Source organism: Bacillus sp. PK3-067 (assembly GCF_056738645.1).
Window position 1 is genome coordinate 4,094,030 of record NZ_CP096490.1, and the last position, 24,005, is coordinate 4,118,034.

Annotated in this window: 29 protein-coding genes; 6 read left to right on the forward strand and 23 right to left on the reverse strand. The window is 36.3% G+C overall.

Translation table 11 applies throughout. The features are described 5' to 3' along the window. Positions 1 to 31: 31 nt before the first annotated feature. The 13 genes from spoVAF to dacF form a co-directional block, all read right to left on the reverse strand. Positions 32 to 1,504, reverse strand: a complete 1,473-nt coding sequence (spoVAF, locus tag M1D73_RS20940; protein WP_481157962.1) for a spore germination protein SpoVAF — start codon at positions 1,502 to 1,504, stop codon at positions 32 to 34. Continuing rightward, positions 1,491 to 2,060, reverse strand: coding sequence for a stage V sporulation protein SpoVABEA (gene spoVAEA / locus M1D73_RS20945; protein WP_001254415.1), 570 nt, complete (start codon positions 2,058 to 2,060; stop codon positions 1,491 to 1,493). Before spoVAEA ends, spoVAF begins: the two co-directional genes overlap by 14 nt. A 5-nt stretch (positions 2,061 to 2,065) precedes the next feature. Beyond that, positions 2,066 to 2,416 (reverse strand): stage V sporulation protein AE, encoded by a 351-nt coding sequence (gene spoVAE, locus M1D73_RS20950; protein ID WP_000345916.1) that lies wholly within the window; start codon positions 2,414 to 2,416, stop codon positions 2,066 to 2,068. 3 nt (positions 2,417 to 2,419) lie between these two features. After that, positions 2,420 to 3,436: a stage V sporulation protein AD gene (spoVAD, locus tag M1D73_RS20955; protein WP_001241166.1), complete on the reverse strand. Its 1,017-nt coding sequence runs from the start codon at positions 3,434 to 3,436 to the stop codon at positions 2,420 to 2,422. Between the two features lie 12 nt (positions 3,437 to 3,448). Next, positions 3,449 to 3,907 carry a stage V sporulation protein AC gene (spoVAC, locus tag M1D73_RS20960; RefSeq protein ID WP_000203810.1) on the reverse strand — a complete coding sequence of 153 codons (459 nt, stop codon included), beginning with the start codon at positions 3,905 to 3,907 and terminating at the stop codon, positions 3,449 to 3,451. A gap of 14 nt (positions 3,908 to 3,921) precedes the next feature. Beyond that, positions 3,922 to 4,338 carry a stage V sporulation protein SpoVAB gene (gene spoVAB, locus M1D73_RS20965; protein ID WP_000572936.1) on the reverse strand — a complete coding sequence of 139 codons (417 nt, stop codon included), beginning with the start codon at positions 4,336 to 4,338 and terminating at the stop codon, positions 3,922 to 3,924. Next, positions 4,331 to 4,927 carry a stage V sporulation protein AA gene (locus M1D73_RS20970; protein WP_002026275.1) on the reverse strand — a complete coding sequence of 199 codons (597 nt, stop codon included), beginning with the start codon at positions 4,925 to 4,927 and terminating at the stop codon, positions 4,331 to 4,333. The genes spoVAB and M1D73_RS20970 overlap by 8 nt, the downstream gene beginning before the upstream one ends. Before the next feature lie 139 nt (positions 4,928 to 5,066). Beyond that, positions 5,067 to 5,165, reverse strand: a complete 99-nt coding sequence (locus M1D73_RS20975; protein ID WP_000016828.1) for a methionine/alanine import family NSS transporter small subunit — start codon at positions 5,163 to 5,165, stop codon at positions 5,067 to 5,069. Next, positions 5,165 to 6,691, reverse strand: a complete 1,527-nt coding sequence (locus tag M1D73_RS20980; protein WP_000450081.1) for a sodium-dependent transporter — start codon at positions 6,689 to 6,691, stop codon at positions 5,165 to 5,167. The genes M1D73_RS20975 and M1D73_RS20980 overlap by 1 nt, the downstream gene beginning before the upstream one ends. Before the next feature lie 135 nt (positions 6,692 to 6,826). Continuing rightward, the gene (sigF, locus tag M1D73_RS20985) at positions 6,827 to 7,585 is read right to left on the reverse strand and encodes an RNA polymerase sporulation sigma factor SigF (protein ID WP_000350729.1); all 759 of its coding nucleotides are present in this window, start codon (positions 7,583 to 7,585) and stop codon (positions 6,827 to 6,829) included. Positions 7,586 to 7,597: 12 nt separating this feature from the next. After that, positions 7,598 to 8,038 (reverse strand): anti-sigma F factor, encoded by a 441-nt coding sequence (gene spoIIAB / locus M1D73_RS20990; protein ID WP_001243398.1) that lies wholly within the window; start codon positions 8,036 to 8,038, stop codon positions 7,598 to 7,600. Then, complete coding sequence (spoIIAA, locus tag M1D73_RS20995; RefSeq protein ID WP_000059135.1) at positions 8,039 to 8,389, reverse strand: anti-sigma F factor antagonist; 351 nt, start codon at positions 8,387 to 8,389, stop codon at positions 8,039 to 8,041. 169 nt (positions 8,390 to 8,558) lie between these two features. Then, the gene (dacF, locus tag M1D73_RS21000; RefSeq protein ID WP_000831981.1) at positions 8,559 to 9,749 is read right to left on the reverse strand and encodes a serine-type D-Ala-D-Ala carboxypeptidase DacF; all 1,191 of its coding nucleotides are present in this window, start codon (positions 9,747 to 9,749) and stop codon (positions 8,559 to 8,561) included. Positions 9,750 to 9,915: 166 nt separating this feature from the next. On the opposite strand from dacF, the gene M1D73_RS21005 reads away from it, so the two are divergent. The 4 genes from M1D73_RS21005 to M1D73_RS21020 are packed head-to-tail and all read left to right on the forward strand — an operon-like array spanning position 9,916 to position 13,313. Next, the gene (locus M1D73_RS21005; RefSeq protein WP_000548045.1) at positions 9,916 to 10,335 is read left to right on the forward strand and encodes a GntR family transcriptional regulator; all 420 of its coding nucleotides are present in this window, start codon (positions 9,916 to 9,918) and stop codon (positions 10,333 to 10,335) included. Continuing rightward, positions 10,301 to 11,182 carry an ABC transporter ATP-binding protein gene (locus tag M1D73_RS21010; RefSeq protein WP_000922165.1) on the forward strand — a complete coding sequence of 294 codons (882 nt, stop codon included), beginning with the start codon at positions 10,301 to 10,303 and terminating at the stop codon, positions 11,180 to 11,182. The genes M1D73_RS21005 and M1D73_RS21010 overlap by 35 nt, the downstream gene beginning before the upstream one ends. After that, a complete protein-coding gene (locus M1D73_RS21015) occupies positions 11,172 to 12,236 on the forward strand; it encodes an ABC transporter permease (protein ID WP_000468523.1) in 1,065 nt (354 codons plus the stop codon). Before M1D73_RS21010 ends, M1D73_RS21015 begins: the two co-directional genes overlap by 11 nt. Before the next feature lie 12 nt (positions 12,237 to 12,248). Then, positions 12,249 to 13,313 carry an ABC-2 transporter permease gene (locus M1D73_RS21020; protein WP_000486538.1) on the forward strand — a complete coding sequence of 355 codons (1,065 nt, stop codon included), beginning with the start codon at positions 12,249 to 12,251 and terminating at the stop codon, positions 13,311 to 13,313. 24 nt (positions 13,314 to 13,337) lie between these two features. Here the strand turns inward: M1D73_RS21020 and M1D73_RS21025 are convergent, their stop codons facing one another. Next, the gene (locus M1D73_RS21025) at positions 13,338 to 13,883 is read right to left on the reverse strand and encodes a hypothetical protein (protein WP_000873774.1); all 546 of its coding nucleotides are present in this window, start codon (positions 13,881 to 13,883) and stop codon (positions 13,338 to 13,340) included. 99 nt (positions 13,884 to 13,982) lie between these two features. Further along, positions 13,983 to 14,402 (reverse strand): MarR family winged helix-turn-helix transcriptional regulator, encoded by a 420-nt coding sequence (locus M1D73_RS21030; protein WP_001003307.1) that lies wholly within the window; start codon positions 14,400 to 14,402, stop codon positions 13,983 to 13,985. Positions 14,403 to 14,561: 159 nt separating this feature from the next. Between M1D73_RS21030 and M1D73_RS21035 the strand changes: the two genes are divergently transcribed. Together M1D73_RS21035 and M1D73_RS21040 are read left to right on the forward strand one after the other, a co-directional pair. Further along, complete coding sequence (locus M1D73_RS21035; protein ID WP_001161449.1) at positions 14,562 to 15,233, forward strand: SIMPL domain-containing protein; 672 nt, start codon at positions 14,562 to 14,564, stop codon at positions 15,231 to 15,233. Positions 15,234 to 15,367: 134 nt separating this feature from the next. Next, a complete protein-coding gene (locus tag M1D73_RS21040; RefSeq protein WP_000676248.1) occupies positions 15,368 to 16,657 on the forward strand; it encodes an NCS2 family permease in 1,290 nt (429 codons plus the stop codon). Positions 16,658 to 16,689: 32 nt separating this feature from the next. On the opposite strand, the gene corA is transcribed toward M1D73_RS21040, so the two are convergent. The 8 genes from corA to fur all read right to left on the reverse strand — a co-directional run bounded on the left by corA (position 16,690) and on the right by fur (position 23,972). Then, positions 16,690 to 17,652, reverse strand: coding sequence for a magnesium/cobalt transporter CorA (gene corA, locus M1D73_RS21045; protein ID WP_002026281.1), 963 nt, complete (start codon positions 17,650 to 17,652; stop codon positions 16,690 to 16,692). A gap of 60 nt (positions 17,653 to 17,712) precedes the next feature. Then, a complete protein-coding gene (locus M1D73_RS21050; protein ID WP_001243069.1) occupies positions 17,713 to 19,017 on the reverse strand; it encodes a pyrimidine-nucleoside phosphorylase in 1,305 nt (434 codons plus the stop codon). Positions 19,018 to 19,024: 7 nt separating this feature from the next. Beyond that, on the reverse strand, positions 19,025 to 19,846 hold the full coding sequence (locus tag M1D73_RS21055) for a purine-nucleoside phosphorylase (protein WP_001078446.1): 822 nt from the start codon (positions 19,844 to 19,846) through the stop codon (positions 19,025 to 19,027). Positions 19,847 to 19,858: 12 nt separating this feature from the next. Then, positions 19,859 to 21,043, reverse strand: a complete 1,185-nt coding sequence (deoB, locus tag M1D73_RS21060) for a phosphopentomutase (RefSeq protein WP_001046079.1) — start codon at positions 21,041 to 21,043, stop codon at positions 19,859 to 19,861. Between the two features lie 354 nt (positions 21,044 to 21,397). Beyond that, a complete protein-coding gene (locus M1D73_RS21065; RefSeq protein WP_000733456.1) occupies positions 21,398 to 22,138 on the reverse strand; it encodes a FixH family protein in 741 nt (246 codons plus the stop codon). Between the two features lie 147 nt (positions 22,139 to 22,285). After that, on the reverse strand, positions 22,286 to 23,176 hold the full coding sequence (xerD, locus tag M1D73_RS21070; RefSeq protein WP_000390088.1) for a site-specific tyrosine recombinase XerD: 891 nt from the start codon (positions 23,174 to 23,176) through the stop codon (positions 22,286 to 22,288). A gap of 6 nt (positions 23,177 to 23,182) precedes the next feature. Beyond that, a complete protein-coding gene (locus M1D73_RS21075) occupies positions 23,183 to 23,413 on the reverse strand; it encodes a YqzK family protein (RefSeq protein WP_001250432.1) in 231 nt (76 codons plus the stop codon). 103 nt (positions 23,414 to 23,516) lie between these two features. Then, entirely contained in the window at positions 23,517 to 23,972 is a 456-nt protein-coding gene (gene fur, locus M1D73_RS21080) for a ferric iron uptake transcriptional regulator (protein ID WP_000392657.1), read from the reverse strand. Positions 23,973 to 24,005 lie beyond the last annotated feature (33 nt).

The window sequence follows — 24,005 nt, forward strand, 5'->3', positions numbered from 1 at the left end:
CTAAAAAAAATAAACGGGTGTATAATCCCGTTTATTTTTGTCTTTTTACATTTTGAGGTCTTACAATACTTGGTCGTACTTTTAAACTAGACATCGTTGGACGGAGTAAAATTTTTGTTAATGCGCCCCAATCAAATGGTAAAAACGGCCATAAATAAGGTGTTTGTAAACTTTTTATAGACGTTAAAAATAAAATTAATATCGTCATACCAATTACAAATCCCATCTCATGGAAGAGGCCTGTTAAAATAATAACAAACAATTTCCCAACCTTATTCCCTAATCCTAATTCATAACTCGGTGTTGCATATGCACCAATCATCGAAACTGCTACATACAAAATTACTTCTGGCACAAACAAACCTACATCAATTGCAATTTGACCAATTAATATAGCGGAAATCAACCCTGCTGCAGACGATAACGGCGTTGGAGTATGAATGGCTGCCATCCTTAAAAACTCAAGTCCGACCTCTGCCATTAACACCTGTAATAAAATTGGTAAATGCGTCATCTTAGTCGGTCCAATAAAAGCAAGATTTGCTGGCAAAAGAGTTGGATCAAATACAAACACTAACCAAAATGGTAATAAAAATAACGAGAATATAACACCTAAAAAGCGCACCCAGCGTAAAAATGTACCGACAGCTGGATTTTGTCTAAACTCTTCCGCGTGCTGTAAATGATGAAAATATGTTGTCGGTGTAATCATAGCACTTGGCGATGTGTCAACAAGTACTAACACATGTCCTTCTAGTAGATGATTTGCTGCTACATCTGGCCTTTCTGTATATCGAATAAGTGGAAATGGGTTATAGCTTTGCTTTACAACAAATTCTTCTACTGTTTTATCCGCCATCGTAATTCCATCTACATCGATGTTATTTAATTCTTGTTTTATAATCTTTACTAAATCTGGATTTGCAACATCTTGAACGTATGTAATGCAAATATCCGTTTGTGATCTATCTCCTACTCGAACCATTTCATTTCGAAGACGTGGATCTCGAATTCTTCTACGGATTAATGCTGTATTTACAACGATATTTTCAACAAATCCATCCCTTGCACCGCGTACTACCTTTTCGGTATCTGGTTCTGTCGGCGTTCGCCCTGGATAACTACGAACATCGATTGCGAACGCTTCCGTTTCACCTTCCACAAATATCACGATGAGTCCTGATAATACTTGGAGCATTACCTCATCCATCGTTTTCACTTTAGTTACTTGTTGATGGATTAAGCGATTCTCTAAAAGCTTCACTGTATCTTCTTCTACATCCCTTATCTCATTTGTATCCACCGCTTCTTCTAAAATAGGGATAATATAATTTGTATCACAAAGTCCGTTTACAAATAACACACCAATTTCTTTATTCAAAATTTGAAATTTACGAATGCCAACATCGTATGTAACGCCTAGCCCAACTGTCTGCTTTAAATAATTTTCATTGTCACTTATGAAAGTTGATATAGGGATATCCACTTTTTTAGGCTTCGTCATAAAAACCACTCCTTTCCAAAATTAATTGAATTGCTTTCTTCGTAATAGGTGATCCCCTCTCCCATTCATCATTTCCACACATCTTACCAATGTCACCGACTCCAACGATGACAGGAACATTCAAGTCATCTAAACAATAAATTGTATCTCCGCTAATTCTGCCAATTTCGCCATCTGGAAGTCCAAATTTATCAACACCGTATTCGGTTAAATTCCCATTCCGATCTACACTTACATCTACACGTGCCCATTCCCAATGATGCGTATTAGACGCTACCGCTAAAATACCGAGCACATCAATTTGTTTATGGGTAGCCACATATTTTAAAGCCTTTTCACCAGATCCTTCTCCAATAAATCCACTGTCATCAAACATGACAAATACAGGGTCATATGGCGTTTGCATAATAAGCTCAACAACTTTTTTCCCTGTCAATTTGGTTGGATTACTTTGTGATGCTGAAATACACCTTCCCCCAAATTCCTTCGTTAAAAGCTCAATTGTCCGCTTTGCATATTCATCTCCATCTGTGACCAAAACAACCCTTCGTCTCATTTGATTTATCCTTTCGGTTTACATATAAGTGCTATAAAAAACGAAAACAATATCGCTGCGGAAATGCCCGCAGACGTTAAACTAAACATGCCAATACCAATTCCTAAATATCCATGTTTTTCTGCTGCATGCATTGCTCCGTGCAATAGTGAATGTCCAAAACTTGTAATAGGGACTGTTGCTCCAGCACCTGCAAACTTTATTAGTTTATCGTACAATCCAAATCCATCTAAAATTGCTCCGATGACTACAAAAGTTGCCATTAAATGAGCTGGTGTTAACTTTACGAAATCTAACAATAGTTGCCCAATTAAACAAATAACTCCACCTACAAGAAATGCATATATAAAATCCACAATTCACTCTCCTTTAACTCTCTCAAATACGACACCATGTGCAATTGTTGGAATCGTTTCCTTCTGTTGCATCATCATCGGGCTTAATAATGCACCAGTCGCAACGACAAAAATTCGTTGTAAATTCCCTTTTTGCATCTCGTGTAATAAATGACCATATGTGACAACTGCTGAACAAGCGCAACCACTACCACCTGCAAACACTTCTTCTTGACTTGATTCATAAATCATCAATCCACAATCATTGTATATATGCCCAAGATCATAACCTTCCTCAAGTAAAAGTTGTTTCGCAATCGGCGTCCCAACAGCTGATAAATCACCCGTAACAATCAAATCATAATCATCGGCACTTCTTCTTAAATCTTCAAAATGTTGTTGAATTGTATGAGCTGCTGCTGGAGCCATCGCTGCCCCCATATCCAAAGGATTTGTAATTCCTAAATCTTGCACTTTTCCAATTGTAGCCGACGTAATTTTAATTGCACTTTTTTCATTGCTAATTAATATAGATCCTGCACCAGTCACAGTTGAATTTGCTGTCCCTGGCTTTTGTCCACCGTACTCTGTTGGATAGCGAAATTGTCTTTCAGCCGTTGCATTATGACTACTTACTGTAGCTAAGACACGATTTGCAAATCCACCGTCTATAAAAGCTGAGCCAACTGCTAAAGTCTCCATAGACGTCGCACAAGCGCTAAACATTCCTAAAAAAGGAATGCCCCACTTACGCGCAACATAATTTGCTGTCACTGTTTGATTTAATAAATCTCCCGCTAAAAAGAAATCAATTTGCGATGTTTTTATATTCCCTTTTTGCACTGCTTGTTGAATTGAGTCTGACATTAATCTTCGTTCGGCAAGCTCCCAATTTTCTTCTCCACAATGCAAGTCACCATATGAAATATCAAATTTTTTCCCGAGAGGGCCCTCAGCTTCTTTCGGACCGACAGCAGTACCCGTTGCATTCACATATATATCATTTTGAAATACCCACGTTTGTTTTCCGGTCAACCTCATACTAGCCCTCCTTTAAGACATAAAAATTTTAAAGGTATACCTTATTAACCCAATGATATATGCACCAACAACCCCAAATACAATCACACTTCCTGCCAGTTTAAACATATTTGTAGCAATCCCTAGAACAACCCCTTCGCTCTTATGTTCTAAGGCAGCGCTCGCCATAGAATTTGCAAATCCTGTTACCGGTACCGCTGATCCTGCTCCAGCAAATTGACCGATTTTATCATATACACCACACCCTGTTAAAATCGCGGATAATAAAACAAGGGTTGCAACAGTTGGGTTTCCTGCCTCTTGTTCACTGAAGTGAAAATAATGTATATAAAATTTCATCAATACTTCTCCAACTGTGCAAATGAGTCCACCTACAAGAAATGCTTTGATACAATTTAGTAAATAGTTTGGCTTTGGATGATACTCCTTCACTTTATTTATGTAATCATCCTTCAATTTCTGACTTGTCATTTATATACTGCCTCCTACTTTACGAAATAAATCCAGTGAAACAACGATCCTATTACTTTTCCAAGTACAAGAGCAACGAGTAAAACAATAATCTTCCCCTCTACCCCTACTCGTTTCGCTAAAATAGGCAGAACATTTAACACCTCTGTTAATGCCGCAGCAAGCATTCCGATGAATGTGCCACAAAATATCCCTAATATAACGAGCCAATACTGCGACGTTTGAAATGTAATATTTTTCAAACTGCACCAAGCCCCTGTTAAAGTACCTGCAATGACTGCCCACTCAAAATATTGAATATGCTTTCCACTTCTCGTTAATTGGGCTAAACGGGGGATTATACCAAGTACAGCTAAAAATGCGACATATCCGCTACCTACCGCAATCCCTCCAGCTAAACCAATTAAAATAACAAATCCAGACTCAATCATCGGCAAGTTGTTTCATATTATCCTTGTTTTCATTAACGATTACATACTGATCAAGTGACTGTTGGTATTGAAACATCTCAACTTCTAACGGACTCGGCTCTTCATTAATTCGCTTTTGAAATACATGATTAAAAAATAAAACCATCCCTAAGCCAAGACCTAAAGAATAAGGGATTTGAAATAAAAGTGGTTGCGCATTAAATTCTCCAGTAATCATGTAATATAACCGTTGATGTACTTGTTGCATACTTACATCTTCATGGAAATAAATAATCGCAAGGGCCGCTCCAATGAACAGTAACAGCCATACAAGCCCGAAAAAAATTGGGTGTGTCTTCTTTTTTTCGTATATAATTTCAACAAGAGTTTGTCCAGAACCGAGTAAATTAATTTGTACATGAGATGCTTTCTGTTGAATAATCTCAATTACTTTCATAACATCAATTACAACATGCGTCTTATCATGCGCTGTTATTTTGTAAACTATCTCATTTTGTAACAACTCAACTACGGAAGAATCTCCGGCAAGTTGAGCAACATCGCCCAGCTTTACTTCATAAGTAGGAGAAACTTTTAAACGATTGCGCATTTTAATATAAATCGTTTGTTCCAACTTTCATTCACCCCTTCACTCTTCCTCGTAGTTGTAGTATGGTTATTGAATTTTTTTCTAATACAATTTTTTCATAAAAAAACATCTGCACCATTTCGGTACAGATGTTTTTTACTTATGCCTTTTTCTTAAATAAGTTTACAATACTTAATGCAAGCCCTCCCCAAATGACTACTATTCCAATAACCATCATCATAATCGCTGATCCACTCATTATGAAACACCTCGATCTTTCCATTCTTTTTCAAGCTTGGCAGAATCCGAATGAATTTGTGCATCCCATTTTTTCAGGCCAATGATTATTGCAACTATGAGGAATGCTGCTGCTATCGACCAACCATACGTTACAACAAACTCAGTCGGATAATCTCCGTAGTTCTTTTTAATATTTTGGATTGTACCATCAATTAGCATATACCCTAACATAAGCGGAGTAATAACGAGTAAACTCACTCTCCAAAACGTTCCTAATTTAATATCAGATACGAAGTTTGCATGATTTTGATAAACTGGTAAACGGCGTAAAATGAGCCCTATCGTAACTACTTCCGCAAGTGCAATTGTAATTAATCCGAAATTATTAGCGAAATAGTCGACAACATCTAAGAACATAAGTCCACCACGTGTTGCAAAAACAAGAGAAACTAACACGAGAAGGGTTCCCATAATTCCAATAGTTTTTTCCCGACTTAAACTGAATTTTTCAGATACAGCGGCAAAGCATACTTCCGCGAGTGAAATAAGTGATGTAATTCCAGCAACCGTTAACGATAAGAAAAATAAAACACCAAACAACGGTGACATCGGCAATTCATTAATAATTTGGGGAAATACTACGAATGCAAGCCCAACGCCAGCACTTGCTACTTTATCAACCGGTACTCCCATATTATTTGCCATAAATCCAAGAGCTGCAAAGACCCCAATACCTGCTAATAATTCAAATCCTGAGTTTGCAAATCCAGTAATAAAGGCATTATTTGTTGTATCCGAGTTTTTCGGTAAATAACTAGAATACGTAATCATAATTCCAAATGCTAAAGATAAACTAAAGAATATTTGACCGTAAGCAGCAAGCCATACTTTCCCATCAAAAATAAGACTCCAATCTGGTTTAAAGAATGCATCTAGTCCTTGCATAGCACCTTCCATCGTCACTGCACGAACAACGATAATAAGGAACATAACAACTAATAAAGGAATAAATATACGGTTAACAACTTCGATTCCTTTTTTAACTCCTTTAAATGCAACGCCAAGCACAATAATCCAAACGAGAGCTAACGGAATTAATACTTCTGGTACAAGTCCTCCAAATTGTCCTGGCTTATCTGCAACATGTAAGTACTCTTTAAATAAAAATGATTGCGTGTCTTTTCCCCATGCTCCAGTAATTGCAAAGTATGTATACGATATAGACCAAGCAATAATCACTGCATAATATGTTGAAACAATAAATGTTACGCACATTTGCCACCATCCAATAAATTCTGCACGCGGGCTAATACGGAAAAATGTAAGTGGTGCTGAGCCACGATGACGATGACCAAGGGCAAACTCAAACGCTAACAATGAAATACCAGTCGTTAATAATGCAAATAAATACGGTAAAAAGAATGCTCCTCCTCCATTTTCATACGCTGTATAAGGAAAACGCCATATGTTTCCTAATCCAACGGCAGATCCGACCGCTGCGAAAATAAATCCAGCTCTCGTTCCCCATTGTTGCCTCGTTTCCATGTTTCCTTCCCCCTTTATGACAAGTTCATACTTGGATTATATTTTAAATTGACTAAATTATCAATAAATTCTGTTAATTTTTGCGAAAATTAACATCTCTCTCCTATTAACGGCATAAAAAAATCGAATAGACAATTATTCGTCTATTCGATCTTTCATCTGTTTTAATATTTTCTTTTCAAGTCTTGAAACTTGTACTTGCGAAATGCCTATGCGCTCGGCTACTTCTGACTGTGTTTGATCTTTATAGTAACGTAAGTATACAATTAAGCGCTCTCGTTCATCTAGTTCTCTAATCGCTTCTTTTAAAGCGATTTTATCGAACCATTTCGTTTCAGATTGATCTGCAATTTGATCTAAAATAGTGATTGGATCTCCATCGTTTTCATATACAGTTTCATGTATAGATGAAGGGGCCCGGCTCGCTTCTTGTGCTAGAACAACTTCCTCTGGCGTTAGTTCTAGTGCCTCTGCCACTTCATTAATCGTTGGAGCCCTTCCGAATTCTTTCGAAAGCTCATCTCTCATCTTTCGAATTTTGTTTCCTGTTTCTTTTAAAGACCTACTAACTTTCACTGATCCATCATCGCGTAAGAAACGTTGTATTTCACCAATAATCATTGGAACTGCATATGTTGAAAATTTCACGTCGAAAGATAAATCAAATTTATCTACCGATTTCAAGAGCCCAATACATCCAATTTGAAATAGGTCGTCTGGTTCGTATCCTCGATTAAGAAACCGCTGTACAACCGACCAAACGAGGCGCATATTACTTTGAACGATTGTATCTCTCGCTTGTTGATCTCCATCTTGACTTTTTTGAATTAACGCTTTTAGCTCGTGGTCCTTTAACTGAGGTTTCTTCTTCTCATTTTTGACCTCTATGTCCATAGGCTATTCTCCTTAATTGCATAGAGCGTTACTATTTGATAAGTATTTTGTCAAATGGATTGTTGTCCCGAAAGATTCGTTTGAAATAACTTCTACTTCATCCATAAAATTTTCCATGATAGTAAATCCCATTCCGGAACGCTCTAATTCAGGTTTAGTTGTAAAAAGGGGTTGTCTCGCTTCATCTAAGTTAAAGATTCCAATCCCTTCATCTCGAATCGTGAGTTTCACCATTGCTTCTTCCAAAATTACAGAAATATAAACAATACCTTCTGCATTTCCTTCGTATCCATGAATAATTGCATTTGTAACCGCTTCTGACACAACTGTTTTAATCTCCGTTAATTCTTCCATCGTTGGATCTAGTTGTGCAATGAAAGCCGCCACTGTAACGCGAGCGAATGATTCATTTTGACTTAATGCTGAAAATTGAAGGTTCATTTCATTTCTCATCTATGCCACCCCCAACGTCGCGAGCGCGTGCGCTTCACTTTCTTCTAAGCGAACGATTTTGAATAAGCCCGACATTTCAAATAAACGCTTAACAGGCGGTGAAATTGCACAAACAACCATTTCTCCACCTAATCCCTTTACGTGTTTATATCGGCCTAATATAACACCTAGACCAGAACTATCCATAAACGATAAGTTCTCTAGGCTCAAAACAATATGATGAACACCATGTGTCTCAATCATATCTGTTACTTTCGTTCGCAACTCTTCAGCCGTATGATGATCTAATTCACCCTCTAGTCTCACACATAGGACGTCACGTTTTACTTCTAATTGCATGGAAAGACTCACACGATTTCCTCCTTATGCTCAAACTTTACTTATTCACATACATAAAGATTTTCGTGATACAAAATAAGAATCCTTCCTGCTGACAAAAGAAGAACTATTTCGTCATAAAGTGAAACCTTTCAGCATTATTCACTTACATACGAATAGAAAAGCGGCAAAATATTTGCCGCTATTTTGATGTTGAAAACATCCCAAAACTTCTTTTAAATAACTCCCACCAGCTCGCTGCAGCAACATCTTCTTTTGCTACAATTGTTTGTTTTAATAAAACATCTTTATCTTTTTTAATAACAAGGGTGCCAAGCGCGTCACCTTTTTTAATCGGTGCTTTTACTTTCTTTTCAGCAATTACTTCTTGTTTTACCTTGTCCATATTCTCGCCCTTCTTCATAAGAAGAGAAACATTATCTGACGCAACTAAATCTACTTTTTCTTTTTTCCCTTTTCCTACTTGAACTGTCTTAATTTTTTCGCCGCGCGTATACAATTTCTTTGTCATATATTGTCCAAATGCATAGTCAAGAAGCTTTGTCACTTGGTTGTTCCGTTCTTTTGATGTTGGTGCTCCCATGACAACTGAAATGACACGCATACCATTTTTTTCAGCCGATGCTGTTAAACAATATTTCGCTTCTGTCGTAAAACCTGTTTTTACTCCATCTACGCCAGGATAAAAACGTACTAGTTTATTCGTATTAACGAGCCAAAACTTTTTATCCGTATCTTCACGTAAATAATCTTCGTACTTACCTGTGTATTTACGAATAAGTGGATACTTCATCAATTCTCTCGCCATTATAGCCATATCATTTGCTGTCGAATAATGGTCTTTGGCCGGAAGACCTGTTGGGTTTTGAAAATGTGTATTTTTCAGCCCTAAATCTTTCGCCTTTTTGTTCATCATATTTACAAATCCTTCTTCTGAACCTGCGATGTGCTCGGCTACCGCAACAGATGCGTCATTTCCAGATGCAATTGCAATACCCTTTAACATCTCATTTACAGTCATCTCTTCCCCAGGTTCTAAAAAGATTTGCGATCCACCCATTGAAGCTGCATGTTCACTCGCTCTAACTTTATCGGTCAGTTTTAATTTTCCTTTTTCAACTTCTTCCATAATTAAAAGCATTGTCATAATCTTTGTCATACTAGCAGGTGGTAATTTTTCATTTGGGTTTTTATCAAATAAAACTTTACCTGTATCTTGCTCAATTACGATTGCTGACGACGCTTGTTCCGCTAACTTCGGCGTTGTTTCTTCTGTTTTCTCTGGCTTCGTTTTCTCAGATTGCGCGAAACTCACTGAAGTTCCAGAAAGCAATAACATGAAACAAACAAGTATTCCAAAAACTCGCTTCATGACTAACCCTCCATTCTATATCAGACCTATTTTTTCCAATTTATCTTTTTTTAATACCAATTTTTTCTATTATTTTCAGTTGACAAATACATTCGTCCCCTATATTGTATTAAGTGTATTACATATAGTAGTACACTTAATACATATGAGGAAGGAGACATTGCTCTTGCATATTCAACTTGACCCAAGAAGCAACACTCCGATATGGGAACAAATTGTTCAAAATATAAAAGAACTCGTATTGAAAAGCATGTTGGCTCCAAGTGATAAACTTCCTTCTGTACGCGAACTCGCTTCTTTACTCGTTATAAATCCAAATACAGTGAGTAAAGCGTATCAAGAGTTAGAGCGACAAGGAATTATTGAAACGTTACGAGGAAAAGGAACATTTGTATCCCAATCGATTACCCCAACATTAGACGAAAGGAAAATCGCTATGGTTGAAAAGCAATTTCATCAATTACTATTAGAAGCCTCTTATCTTGGTGTTACGAAAGATAAAATTCATGATTGGATAGATTCATACTATAAAGAGATTGGAGGAAATACGGATGCTGAAAGTGACAAGCTTGAAGAAAACAATTGATACTCAAACAATTTTAGACGATGTTTCTTTCACATTACAAAAAGGTAGTATCATCGGGTTACTTGGAAGAAACGGCGCGGGAAAAACAACTTTATTACGAACGATGGTCGGCATTTTAGACCCAGACGAGGGAACTGTTACATATGAGGATATCGACATTCATAAGAATCCTGAAACGAAACAAAAAATCGTATATGTTCCGGATTCTACTAACATACTGAACGGTTATACAGTAAAAGAAATCGTGAAGTTTTATAAAGCAGTTTATACAGCTTTTGATGAACCATATTTCTATGAACTACTAGAACATTTCAACTTACCAAATAAACGAATTCGTAGTTATTCAAAAGGAATGAAAGCACTGCTTGCCATCATTTTAGCTGTTGCTGCAAAAGCAGAATATATTATTTTAGATGAACCAACAAACGGACTTGATCCTATCGTTAAAAGACAGATTTTACAGTTTCTCGTTGGAGAAGTTGCAGAAAAAGAAATTACCATTTTCATCTCTACCCATCATTTAGATGAAGTGGAACAAATTGCAGATACAATCATTATGTTAAAAGGACATACTGTAGCATCTATTACGTCACTAGACGATGCAAAATCACAATTTGCAAAAATACAAGTAGCTTACGAGCGTTCATTACCTCAAAAACTAGAAAACTTAAGCAATATTAAAATATTAAATCAAACAGGAAAAGTATATACAATCTTAATTGAAGGAAATGTGACTACAACACTCGAGAAGTTTTATAAAGAACAACCACTGCTCATTGAAGAATTAACAATGTCACTTGAAGATGTCTTCGTTACGACACTGGAGGAGGATGGATATGTTTCATAAAGCGTTATGGATGTGGAATTGGAAGCGTGGGAAATATGCTGCGTTACTATTCTTCTTTAGTTCGCTTTATCTTCTATCTCTCGGATACTATAGAAGTGCTCAGATGGAACTCGATAAATATTACGAATTACAAGAAAAAGGGGAACAGTATTATTATTTTTATACCTTTTCTGCACGAGATGGTAATAGTTTTTGGTTAACTGTTCTTATCATTGCTTTAGCCTGCTTATTGATAGGATGGGAACGTAGCAACCAATCTAATACACTACTTATGACGATGCCATTTAAAAGAAAACATGTTTTCTTATCTAAATGGGCTTTCGGTTCCTTCTGTATTGTGAGCTCGTTACTTATAAATTGGATTATTATGTATGTTATTTATAGAACAACTATCCATTTTGATTATCAATCATTTAGTCCACTTCACCGATACTTTCTTTATGCGATAGTTTCTTATGTTGCAGTCTATACAGCTGCTCTATGTATCGGTACTTTTACTGGAAGTATTGTTTCACAGGTCATTTTTTGCATTCCATGGCTACTAATGGGCCTTACATTTATTCCACTAGTGTACACTTTTACACTAAACCATTTAGAGGCTACCGATACTAAAAATAATAAATTAGATCAACAACTATATGAAATCAATCAAAAAACAAATATAGTTGTACCAATATATCGCTTTTCTATTGATTATAACTATCAGCCAGATTCTCGGAAGAGGGACAACGATCCAACTACTTTAAGAAATCCAGCATCTCACGTATATTATTCAGCCAAATCAATGTTAGTCCCTATTTTCTATACAATATTTTATTTACTACTTGGGACATATTTATATGTGCGTTCACCAAATGAAAATAGTCAAAGGATATTTATTTTCCAAAAACATTTAAAAATATGTATATGGGGGACAACGATTTACTTTTCATTACTAGGTGGCTATAAAATCAATCAATTTTATTTCTTACCTAACTACTATATCAGTTTGTTTCTCGCTGGAATCATTACTTATGTTGTATTATCACGCCTAACAAATTATAAAGTTTTTTAAAGGAGAGATCCTATGTTTCAAAAAGCACTATGGCTAAGAACGTATCAACAAAGTAAATATGTTGTATGGTTATTTTGGCTCGTCAGCTTCTATAGTTTGTCATATAAATACTATATGACTTCTATTCAACAGCAACACTTTCTAAATGACAATAAAAAATGGAACTATGTATATCATTATCACTTTGATTTAACACTTTTAGATCCTATCATGCTGTTAGGTAGCATACTGACCATTCTAGCTTGTACGTTAATTGGATGGGAAAGACAAAATAACGCTAGCGACTTGTTATGGTCTATGCCCTTTAAACGTTCACACCTTTATATAACAAAGTGGTTGTTTGGAATCTGTAATATCGCCGCTGTTGTCATTTTAAACTGGGGGCTATTTGCTATTATGAAAAGGTTGACTTTTCATAATAAATATCAAGTATTTTCACCGTTTCATAGTTACTTTATATATATGTTAATTGTATTAATCGCTATTTATACACTTGCCTTATGTATAGGAACAATCGCTGGAAATGTGATATCGCAAGGATTTCTTACTGCAGCTATATTAATCTTCCCAGCGTTACTTCCATCTCTAATATCAGGAGTCATTGCTGTTCACTCGAGTGCCGACTTTCATGAGAACAATGGCATTATACATGATGTTATGGAAAACATACGTATTTCTAGTCCAGCAGAAGATTTTACTATTAACTTTAATTATGATCCACAAAGCGCTTATACTGATCAAAATGGAGTACGTCATAACGAACCAAACTTTACAAAGATTCCGCCGGCAAAAACATTGATTGCACCTATTGCACATATACTTATTTTATTACCACTCGGTATTTATTTATATGCCCGTTCAATCAATGAGCGAAATGGTAACTATCTATTATATCCAAAGTTACAAAAGTTAGTAATGGCATGCGCTATTTTCTTTGGTGGGATCGTTGGAGGTTTAATACTAAGTCGCGCGCACTCATTGTCCAGCTTTTACATCGGATTTTTAATAACTAGTTTCATTACGTATTTCTTCCTACCTAAAATATTAAAATGGAAAGTCTCTTGGAATTTCAAATAAAATAACCTCCTCTCGATGAGGAGGTTATTTCACATTCTCTCTCCTATCCCCATACACCATCTCTTCTTTCATTCCAAATCCATCACCATTTTGCACAATTTGCTCTGTCGGGGCAACTACACTTTCGGCAATTTTCCATTCCCCACGCTCTTTTACGAATACTTGTAGAAAATAGTTCATGCCATCTAATTGATATGCATTTTCTTTTTTCACATTATAGTGAATCGCAATGTAGTACACTTGAATGTTTTCTTTCCCTATTTTTGATACGTATTGCGATAGTCTCGGTATATAAAGTGCTGCTTTCTGAAAAGATAGTTGCTTCGCTTTAACAAGCGATGAACTTGTTACATTACGTAATGTGTCCCGATTACGAATATTATCGCTATGGTGAAATAATACTGCGTTTTGCATAGAACGAACCCATAATTTCGAATATAAGACTGTATTATCATTTTCAATGTACTTCACTTCTTTTCGCACTACTTGGATAGGCGTATCTGCGTACGTGAATGTTTGAAAACAGAAAAAACCACCAAATAAAATGGTAAGTGCAGCAATATATTTCATAATCTTTCCTCCGATCTTTTAATTAAAGTATCGGAGTTTCAAAATATTTTTATTCAAAAGAAAAAGGATAGGAATGCTTTCGCTTCCTATCCTCATTTATTATAATACGCGGCCAAATAGTTCTAAGACCATTTCTATTTCTTGGTCGCTCCAACCTTTAAATCTCTCTTTATAATATTCTTTACGCACAGCTTCAAGTTTTTCAGTTACTTCTCTTCCGTGCTCTGTAATTTCTAAGTACACGATTCGACGATCTGAATTAGAACGTTTTCTTTCTACTAATCCTTTTCGTACGAGACGATCTGTAACAGCTGTAATATGACTGGAGGTTACGTTTACTTCACTCGCAATTTGCGAAGCCATCTGTGGACTGTTTAAAAATAACGCACGTAATACAGAAAATTCATTATATGGCATATGTTCTGCAAAACGTGTATTAATATCATTTTGTAATAAACGTATCATTTTTCGAAATGATGCAGATAAATCTAAAATCAGCGTTTCTCTTTTTTCGTTCAATAGCCTCGTCCCTTTTTTATCATATTTACACATATTATAATCTATAAATACCTATGTTGTATATGCTTTCTTTCCTCAACATTCTCATTTATGTAACTTTTTTCATATAAATTTCTTTTTTGTTCACACATATACATATAAAAAGGATGGTGATGGAAAATGCAGGGTGGAATGAATCCTTATTTACACAACGTACGCACTGCTAATACTGGTAAAGAAGCTACTATTACTGTACAAGGAGAAGGTGTTGTAAAAGCAAAACCGAATGTTGTTATATTAACACTCGGCATTCGAACAGATGATAAAAATGTAAAACAGGCTCAAGAAGAAAATGCAGTGCAATCCAAACAATTGTTGGATGCACTTAAACAGCTTGGTATTGCCGATAAAGATATAGAGACGATTTCTTATACAATTACTCCTCAATACGAATATGTAAATGATAAAGCCTTGCTGCAAGGATACCGCGTGGAGCATTTGTATGAAATTACCGTTTTAAATGTACAAAAAGCTGGGGAAGTATATGATATAGCCGTTTCAAATGGTGCAAATGTAGCAAAAGGTTTACGTTTCCGAGTATCTCATCCAAATAAATATTATGAGCAAGCTCTCATTCAAGCTCTGCACCAAGCAGTAGAAAAAGCTCGTGCTATTGCGAGTACATATAATTTAAATATTAATCCTGTTCCCCTCTCATTCGTTGAAGAATCTGCCCAATTACCAAGGGAGGTTACGTCTTATGCTACTTTACATGCGCAAGCAGCTCCACCCATTCAATCGGGAGAGTTAGAAATTATTTCAACAATACGGGCAATTTTTACGTATTTATAAATAATTTCATTTATAAGTAAACGTTATCATTTTCCTTGTTGTAAAAACATGATGTTCTGATATAATAAAGGACGGTGAGCTCTTACGAAAGAGATATCACGGGTGGGAGAGGGATATGAAAAAGAAGGTTTAACATGAAAGGAATACTTGAAAGAACATTTAAATTAGGTTTACACGAAACATCACCAAAACAAGAAGTTTTAGCTGGAGTTACGTCATTTTTCACGATCGTATATATTATGATTGTAAATGCATCAATTTTATCCGATGCTGGCATTCCTCTTGAAGCTGGAATTTTAGCAACTGTTTTCAGTTCATTTGTCGGATGTCTACTCATGGCATTTTGGGCAAATGCACCTGCTATTCTTGTCCCTGGTATGGGTGTAAATGCATTCTTCACGTACACAGCTGTGCATACGCTTGGACTAACTTGGCAAGAAGCATTGGCTGCTGTCTTTATCTCTGGTATTATTTTTGCAATTGCCGCTTTTACACCAATCGCTCGCGTGCTATCAGTATCAATTCCAAAGTCATTAAAGGAAGCAATTACTGTCGGCATCGGATTATTTTTAGCGTTTATCGGATTGCAAAAAGGTGGCTTAGTCGTTTCGAACCCAAATACTGCTGTTGCAATGGGTAAATTAAGTAACCCTGTCGTTCTTGCGACCGTGCTTACTCTTATCGTTGCACTTGTACTATTTATTCGTAACGTACGTGGAAACTTTTTATGGACGATTGCAATAGGAACTGGTATTGCATGGCTATTTGGCCTTGTTGATACAAGTCAAATCGGAAATAGTTCATTCTCATTCGCTAATTACGGGGATGTGTTTGGAGCTATGTCATTTGGCAAACTTTCTTCCTTACCGTTTTGGATTGCAACATTCTCCTTAAGCATGGTGCTTATTTTTGAGAACATGGGACTTCTGCACGGTTTATTAGAAGATGACCGTAAATTCCCACGTGCTTACCAAGCCAATGCAATTTCAGCAATGACATGTGGTCTATTTGGCACAAGCCCTACCGTATCAACAGTAGAGAGTGCCGCAGGTATTACTGCAGGCGGAAAGACAGGTCTGACGTCTATCGTTACGGGGTTGTTATTCTTTGCATCATTGTTTGCACTTCCGTTTGTCAAACTAATTCCTGATAGTGCCATTGCACCAATCTTAATTATTATTGGCGGCCTGATGATTACAAGCATTCAGCAAATTCCTCTGAACGATTTTTCAGAAGGATTTCCAGCGTTCTTAATTATCGTCATGATCCCGCTCACATATAGTATCGCTGATGGCATTGCGTTCGGATTTATTGCTTACCCTATCTTAAAAGTTGCTCTTGGAAAGCGTAAAGAAGTCGCACCATCTATGTATATCATTACATGCTTATTCTTAGCTATGTTTGTATTACATGCTATTGGTTGAAAAAAAACACCGAGGAAATCCTCGGTGTTTTTTTACTTAAACCATCCTTTTTTATAAAACCAGGCCATCATTCCGCCGCCAATTAATGCCATTAGAAGAAGACAAATAAAATAACTATATTGTCCACCAAGCTCTGGCATATGCGTAAAGTTCATTCCATATACTCCCGCAATAAATGTTAATGGCATGAAAATAGTCGAGAATACAGTTAATGTTTTCATAATGTTATTCATATGATGTGAGTTTAATGAAAAATAACTATCCCGAATATCCGCCGTTAACTCTCGACTTGCCTCAATCATTTCCGTAAGTTTAAGTAAATGATCATGTATATCTTTAAAATAAATCTCATGATCACTTATACCGTAAAAACGAGTGGAATTCAAAATACGATACAATAAATCACGCATTGGAATAATTGTACGTCTTAACTTAGATAAATCTGCCCTAATATCAAATACTTCTTCTAGTACGGCTCCTGCTGTCTCACCTGTTAAATTATCATCAATCGCATTTAAATGATCTTCAATGTAATATACAGGTGCGAAATAATCATCTACAATTTGATCAGTGATCGTATGTGCTACATGTAAAGGTCCTTTCTTAATCCGCCTCTTCTCACCAAGTGTTTTCCATACTCTTTCAATTGCATTATTATGAGAAAAATGGAAAGAAACAATATAGCGATCACTAACAAACAAATCAATTTCATGTGGTTCTAGCCCATCTTCTCCAAACGCGTGAAGAACTAAAAAGTTATATCCATCATAAAAATCAACTTTTGGCCTCTGTACGTATTCTAGACAGTCTTCAATTGCAAGGGGATGGAACTTAAAATGGTCTTGCAGAATATATGTATACTCTTCTTTCGTTGGCTTATATAAATCTAGCCAATACCATACAATATGGTCTTTCTTTGTTTCTTCTAGAGAAACATCATATAATACTTCATCTGTTTTTGTTACTGCACAAATTCTAATCATAATTTCACCCATTATTATTATAAACAAAAAATAGTAAAAAAAGCCAAGGAGAAATCTCCTCAGCTTTTTTTATTACTTCGTTACGATACCGTGTACTAAAGTTGGTGCATCTACGTGTTCTTTAGAGATCTTCATGTTCTCATAAATTTTCGCTTTTACATCTTCAACATTTTCGCGGTTTGCGTAAATTGTAACGAGAGATTCACCTTGCTTCACGCTATCGCCTACTTTTTTGCGCAGCATTAGACCAACTGCTAAATCAATTTCAGACTCTTTCGTTGCACGTCCTGCTCCTAAAAGCATTGCTGCTGTTCCGATTTCGTCTGCAACGATTTCTGATACATATCCGTCTTCTTTCGCTTCCACTTCAATTTTAAATTGTGCTTGTGGCAATTTAGAAGGGTCATCAACAACAGATGCGTCACCGCCTTGCGCTGATAAGAACGTTTTAAATGATTCTAGCGCTTTTCCGTTGTTCATTACTTCAATTAGCTTTTCACGTGCATCTTCTAAAGATGAAGCTTGTCCAGCAAGGTACACCATTTGACTTCCAAGTGTTAAACATAGCTCTTCTAAATCTTTCGGCCCTTTACCTTGTAATGTATCAATTGCTTCTTGAACTTCTAATGCGTTACCGATAGCTTCACCGAGTGGTTGACTCATATCAGAAATAACTGCCATCGTATTACGACCAACGTTATTACCGATACGTACCATTGCTTCTGCTAAACGTTTTGCATCTTCATCCGTTTTCATAAATGCACCTGCTCCAGTTTTTACATCAAGAACAATTGCATCTGCACCAGCAGCAATTTTTTTACTCATAATCGAACTTGCAATAAGCGGAATTGAGTTTACTGTTGCTGTTACATCACGAAGTGCATATAGCTTTTTATCAGCAGGTGTTAAGTTACCACTTTGGCCGATAACAGCGATTTTGTTTTCATTTACAAGACGCATGAATTCATCGTTTTCAATTTCCACATGGAATCCTGGAACTGCTTCTAATTTATCAATTGTACCACCAGTATGTCCTAAACCGCGTCCAGACATTTTCGCTACTGGTACATCTAAAGCAGCTACTAATGGACCTAATACAAGTGTCGTTGTATCACCAACACCACCTGTTGAATGCTTATCTACTTTTACACCTTCAATAGCCGATAAGTCGATTGTATCACCGCTATTTACCATTGCCATCGTTAAATCAGCACGCTCTTGATCGTTCATATCTTGGAAGAAAATTGCCATTGCAAGTGAACTTACTTGATAATCAGGAATATCACCATTCGTATATCCTTCAACAATAAAGTTAATTTCTTCTGTCGTTAATGCATGTCCGTCACGTTTTTTTGCAATTAGGTCCACCATTCTCATTGTGAAGTCACCCCTTCATTTGTTTTACGATTGCTTTTACTAATGCTAAGAAGTTAGCTTTAACACGTTCTGTCGTTTCAATTACTTCATCGTGGTGAAGTGGTTGATCTAAAATACCAGCTGCCATATTGGAAATACAAGAAATACCTAATACTTTCATACCAGCGTGACGCGCTACAATTACTTCAGGTACTGTTGACATACCAACTGCATCTCCGCCAAGTGTACGAAGCATACGAATTTCAGCAGGTGTTTCATATACAGGACCTGTCATTCCTACGTATACACCTTCTTGTACTTTAATATTTAAGTCTGCTGCAACTTGTTTCGCCATTTCGCGAAGTTCTACTGTATATGATGTAGACATATCAGGGAAACGTACGCCCATTTCAGAATCATTCGGTCCGATTAATGGATTCGTACCCATGAAGTTAATGTGGTCTGAAATTAACATAAGATCGCCTGGCTCAAATGATGTATTTACACCACCAGCTGCGTTTGTTACAACTACTGTTTCTACACCTAGTTCTTTCATAACACGAACTGGGAATGTTACTTTTTGCATGTCGTATCCTTCATAGAAGTGGAAACGTCCTTGCATTGCTACTACTGTTACACCTTGAAGTGTACCAAATACTAGTTGACCTGCATGGCCTTCTACAGTTGATACTGGGAATTCAGGGATTTCACTGTAAGGTACTGTTACTGCATTCTCAATTTCGTCTGCTAATACACCTAGTCCTGATCCAAGGATTAGTCCTACTTGTGGTGTCTCTTGAAATTTCTCTTTTAAGTATGAAGCTGATTTTGTAATAAGTTCACGATTCATTTGTTTATCCCCCTATTTCTTTAGCTCGTTTAAGAAGCTTGTTCCGTATTCTGGCATTTTCACACCGAAGTTTTCTGCTACTGTTGCACCAATATCAGCAAATGTTTGACGAAGTGGTAACTCTTGTCCGCCTTCTTTCATGCTTGGGCTATATGCTAATAATGGTACATATTCACGTGTATGGTCAGTACCAGGGTGAATTGGATCATTACCGTGGTCTGCTGTAATTAATAATAGATCATCTTCTTTTAGTTTTGCGAATACTTCTGGAAGACGTGCATCATATTCTTGCAGAGCTTCTCCGTATCCTTGTGGATCACGGCGGTGGCCGAATAATGCATCAAAGTCAACTAAGTTTAAGAAGCTAAGACCTGTAAAGTCCATATTTAATGTATCTACAAGCTTATCCATTCCATCCATGTTAGACTTCGTACGAAGTGATTCAGTTACCCCTTCACCATCATAAATATCAGAGATTTTACCAATAGCAATTACATCGTAGTCACTATCTTTTAATTCGTTCATTACTGTACGGCCGAATGGTTTTAATGCATAGTCATGACGATTTGGTGTACGTGTAAAGTTTCCAGGTTCACCAACGAATGGACGAGCAATAACACGACCTACCATGTATTTCTCATCTAATGTTAATTCACGTGCAATTTTACAGATTTTATATAACTCATCAAGTGGCACTACTTCTTCGTGTGCTGCAATTTGCAATACGCTATCAGCAGAAGTATAAACGATTAAAGAGCCTGTTTCCATTTGCTCTTGACCAAGTTCATCAAGAATCTCAGTTCCAGAAGCTGGCTTATTACCGATAATTTTACGGCCTGTTTTTTCTTCTAATTCATCAAGTAATTCTTTTGGGAATCCTTCTGGGAACACTTGGAATGGTGTATCAATGTAAAGGCCCATGATTTCCCAGTGACCTGTCATTGTATCTTTACCAGTAGATTTCTCTTGCATTTTTGTGTAATATCCAAGTGGTTTCTCTACTTTAGAGATACCTTTCATTTCTCGAATGTTACCAAGACCTAATTTCACCATGTTAGGCATTTGTAACCCATTCATATGTTCAGCAATGTGACCAATTGTGTCAGATCCTAGATCACCAAATTGCTCAGCATCTGGTGCTTCACCGATTCCCACAGAGTCCATTACGACTAGGAATATACGTTTATATTTATTCATAACTGCGACCTCCTATAAGTTCAGTTCTACTTCTTGTAGTATGTTCAAAACGCTATAAAGTGAAACTGTTATCCAAAAGAATTCTCATTGTCAAACAGTACTTCTTTAAATCATTTTCTAACCTATTTCGTTTACTTGAAACGATTCAAAAACATTTCTAGTTTTTTCTAAGTCAGATGTCAGACATCTGATACTGATATCATAACATGTTTACGCTTTCTTTTTAATACATTTTCGTAGAATTTCTCATTTTCTTCACACTTCTATTGTAATCCATTCTGCAACGAAGTGCTAATTTTTTTATGATTTATTTCTTCATATTAAAAATAAAAAGTAGCTCTAAAGAGCTACTTTTTATTTTACTTCTATTGTTTCTTCTTTATGTTCATGCAATTCGCCTTTTCTTACATGTACTTTCACTTTGTAAGCACCGTTCTCTTTGAAAGTATGTTTCGTTTCATACTCTCCTTTATTCCCTTCTTTCGCTGGAATAAATTCGTGTTTTTCAACACCATCTTTCCAAATCTCTAGTTGTACTTCAGCACCAGTTAATGCTTCTTCTTTTTGCTTTAAATGAACTTTCATTGTAGATTCAGCATTTGCCTTTATGTCTCCAGCCATAAGATGGATCATTGTGTCACTTTTATGATCTCCATGTCCTGCACTGTGATCACTATTTTCTTTTTTCGCATCTTCTACTTTCGCATTTCCTACAGCAACTTTCACTTCTGGCATAACGTGCATTTCACGTGCATTTGTGTGAGCAATAATATGGTATACTCCATCCGTTTCGAATGTTTTCTCTACTGCATAAACACCTTTTCCTTTATGCTTACCATCTAACATCTCGTGCTTTTCGTCGCCATCTTTCCAAATTTCAAACTTTACATCATCGGCATCCGTTACTTTTTCTTTCCCTTGTGTAACAAGTGCTTGTACTTCTGTTTTTTCACCTGGTTTAATTTCTTTCGGATTTGTTTGGACTGCTACTTTTACAGCTTCAAGTTTCTGTTCTTTTTTCGGTTCTTCTTTGTTTGTATTACAGCCAGCCAACGCTAGCATCGCGATAAATAAAGTTATAATCAGTTTTTTCATCATCATTTCCTCCTTTATACTTTATTTAGTATAGAGGAAATACATTGTAATATTCTAGTCTTCTGCTGAAAACAATATACGAAATGTTTGTGAAGTTTCTGTGAAACGGTCTTCCCCTCTTAATCTATGAAAAAAAGAGCATAGTAACTATGCTCTCGGATGAAACTGTTTATATACATCTTTTAATCTAGTTTTTGAAACGTGCGTATAGATTTGCGTAGTTGAAATATCTGCATGTCCAAGCATTTCTTGTACAGCACGTAAATCTGCTCCATTTTCTAATAAGTGCGTAGCAAACGAGTGACGCAACGTATGAGGTGTAAGTTCTTTTTCAATATTTGCCTCTTTCGCTAATCGTTTTAATATTTTCCAAAATCCTTGTCTTGATAATCGATTACCATGATGGTTTAAAAAGAGTGCATCTACTACTTTTTTCCCCATTAATTCTCTTCTTCCTTTTTCAATATACTTTTGAATCGCTTCCGTTGCTAAACTTCCTAGTGGAATAATTCTTTCTTTATTCCCTTTCCCTATGCAACGAACAAATCCCATCGTTAAATGTACATCTTCTAAATTGAGTGCAATCAATTCTGAAACACGAAGTCCTGTCGCATACAGTAACTCTAGCATCGCCTTATCACGAATACCAAAAGCACTTGTCATTTTTGGTGTTTGAAGTAACGCCTCTACTTCATCAACTGATAATACCTTTGGTAATTTCCGTTCCCCTTGTGGCGTTTCAATATGTACGGATGGATCGTGTTCTACCGCTCGTTCACGAAGTAAAAATTGGTGGAACGAACGAATTGATGCGATATGACGCGCCAATGTTTTCGAAGATTTTCCGTTCTCTTTTAAATACTGCAAAAAGTTAACAATGTGTAAACGGGTCACTTCATGAAAAGTTTTCGTCTGTTCCACATTTTGCAAATACTTTACGTAGCTTTTTAAATCCCGTTCATAAGATACTACTGTATTCTTTGCTAATCCTTTTTCGACAACCATATAATGAATAAAATCTTTTAATTGATCTTCCACTCTACACTACTCCCCATTTTCATAGAAAAACATCATTCTATTTACGAAAGCATCCTTTGCCGGTTCTTCATTCCCTGATACTTTTTCTACAGTCTCTTCTTTAGGTTTTTCATAACGATGATAGCTTTCATATTCTTCATTTATCCATAGTATAGCGAAATAAAACAAAATCGTACAACTTGTAAATAATAAAAATACTTTTATTCCATCAAAAGTTAATTTTAAAGCTCGGCGCATTGTAAATTCCTCCAAAATATAAGTTATTACAACATATGCCAAGCTTTCACCAATTTATACCTTATTCAAATAAAAAACCTCTTCCTAGATAAATAGGAAAAGGTTATTTTTCATCCGTTTCATTTTCTTGACAATTTTTACAAATCCCATGGAATGTTAAACGATGATCTTTCACCTTAAAGCTCCAGTCTCGTTCTACTTTCCTTTCCACTTCACCAAGTAAATCTTCTTGTATTTCTTGTACAGCACCACATTGTGTACAAATCAAATGATGGTGGAAACGCTGCGCACCTTCTTGGCGTAAGTCATAGCGTGAAACACCGTCTCCGAAGTTAATCTTATCGACAACTTTTAACTCAGATAATAGTTCTAAAGTTCGATAGACGGTTGCTAATCCGATCTCTGGCGACTTTTCTTTTACAAGGAGGTAAACATCTTCTGCGCTTAAATGATCTTCTTCATTTTCTAGCAGCACACGAACTGTTGCTTCACGTTGCGGTGTTAATTTGTAGCTCGCTGCATGTAATTGCTTCTTAATTCGTTCAATTCTTTCTTCCATTCGGTACTACTCCCTCCTCGCCACTCTTACACC

Bases quoted from the DNA above. Each gene is read 5' to 3' on its own strand.
- M1D73_RS21015 (WP_000468523.1), top strand. From the start codon at position 11,172: ATGTTTCATAAAGCGTTATGGATGTGGAATTGGAAGCGTGGGAAATAT.
- M1D73_RS21075 (WP_001250432.1), bottom strand. From the start codon at position 23,413: ATGCGCCGAGCTTTAAAATTAACTTTTGATGGAATAAAAGTATTTTTA.
- M1D73_RS20975 (WP_000016828.1), bottom strand. From the start codon at position 5,165: ATGAGTGGATCAGCGATTATGATGATGGTTATTGGAATAGTAGTCATT.
- M1D73_RS21050 (WP_001243069.1), bottom strand. From the start codon at position 19,017: ATGAGAATGGTGGACCTAATTGCAAAAAAACGTGACGGACATGCATTA.
- M1D73_RS21040 (WP_000676248.1), top strand. From the start codon at position 15,368: ATGAAAGGAATACTTGAAAGAACATTTAAATTAGGTTTACACGAAACA.
- spoVAC (WP_000203810.1), bottom strand. From the start codon at position 3,907: ATGACAAGTCAGAAATTGAAGGATGATTACATAAATAAAGTGAAGGAG.
- spoVAB (WP_000572936.1), bottom strand. From the start codon at position 4,338: ATGATTGAGTCTGGATTTGTTATTTTAATTGGTTTAGCTGGAGGGATT.
- M1D73_RS21055 (WP_001078446.1), bottom strand. From the start codon at position 19,846: ATGAATCGTGAACTTATTACAAAATCAGCTTCATACTTAAAAGAGAAA.
- M1D73_RS21020 (WP_000486538.1), top strand. From the start codon at position 12,249: ATGTTTCAAAAAGCACTATGGCTAAGAACGTATCAACAAAGTAAATAT.
- fur (WP_000392657.1), bottom strand. From the start codon at position 23,972: ATGGAAGAAAGAATTGAACGAATTAAGAAGCAATTACATGCAGCGAGC.
- M1D73_RS21025 (WP_000873774.1), bottom strand. From the start codon at position 13,883: ATGAAATATATTGCTGCACTTACCATTTTATTTGGTGGTTTTTTCTGT.
- sigF (WP_000350729.1), bottom strand. From the start codon at position 7,585: ATGGACATAGAGGTCAAAAATGAGAAGAAGAAACCTCAGTTAAAGGAC.
- spoVAD (WP_001241166.1), bottom strand. From the start codon at position 3,436: ATGAGGTTGACCGGAAAACAAACGTGGGTATTTCAAAATGATATATAT.
- spoVAEA (WP_001254415.1), bottom strand. From the start codon at position 2,060: ATGAGACGAAGGGTTGTTTTGGTCACAGATGGAGATGAATATGCAAAG.
- M1D73_RS21035 (WP_001161449.1), top strand. From the start codon at position 14,562: ATGCAGGGTGGAATGAATCCTTATTTACACAACGTACGCACTGCTAAT.
- M1D73_RS21010 (WP_000922165.1), top strand. From the start codon at position 10,301: ATGCTGAAAGTGACAAGCTTGAAGAAAACAATTGATACTCAAACAATT.
- corA (WP_002026281.1), bottom strand. From the start codon at position 17,652: ATGGGTGAAATTATGATTAGAATTTGTGCAGTAACAAAAACAGATGAA.
- M1D73_RS20970 (WP_002026275.1), bottom strand. From the start codon at position 4,927: ATGCGCAATCGTTTAAAAGTTTCTCCTACTTATGAAGTAAAGCTGGGC.
- deoB (WP_001046079.1), bottom strand. From the start codon at position 21,043: ATGAATAAATATAAACGTATATTCCTAGTCGTAATGGACTCTGTGGGA.
- dacF (WP_000831981.1), bottom strand. From the start codon at position 9,749: ATGAAGCGAGTTTTTGGAATACTTGTTTGTTTCATGTTATTGCTTTCT.
- M1D73_RS21065 (WP_000733456.1), bottom strand. From the start codon at position 22,138: ATGAAAAAACTGATTATAACTTTATTTATCGCGATGCTAGCGTTGGCT.
- M1D73_RS20980 (WP_000450081.1), bottom strand. From the start codon at position 6,691: ATGGAAACGAGGCAACAATGGGGAACGAGAGCTGGATTTATTTTCGCA.
- spoVAF (WP_481157962.1), bottom strand. From the start codon at position 1,504: ATGACGAAGCCTAAAAAAGTGGATATCCCTATATCAACTTTCATAAGT.
- spoIIAB (WP_001243398.1), bottom strand. From the start codon at position 8,038: ATGAGAAATGAAATGAACCTTCAATTTTCAGCATTAAGTCAAAATGAA.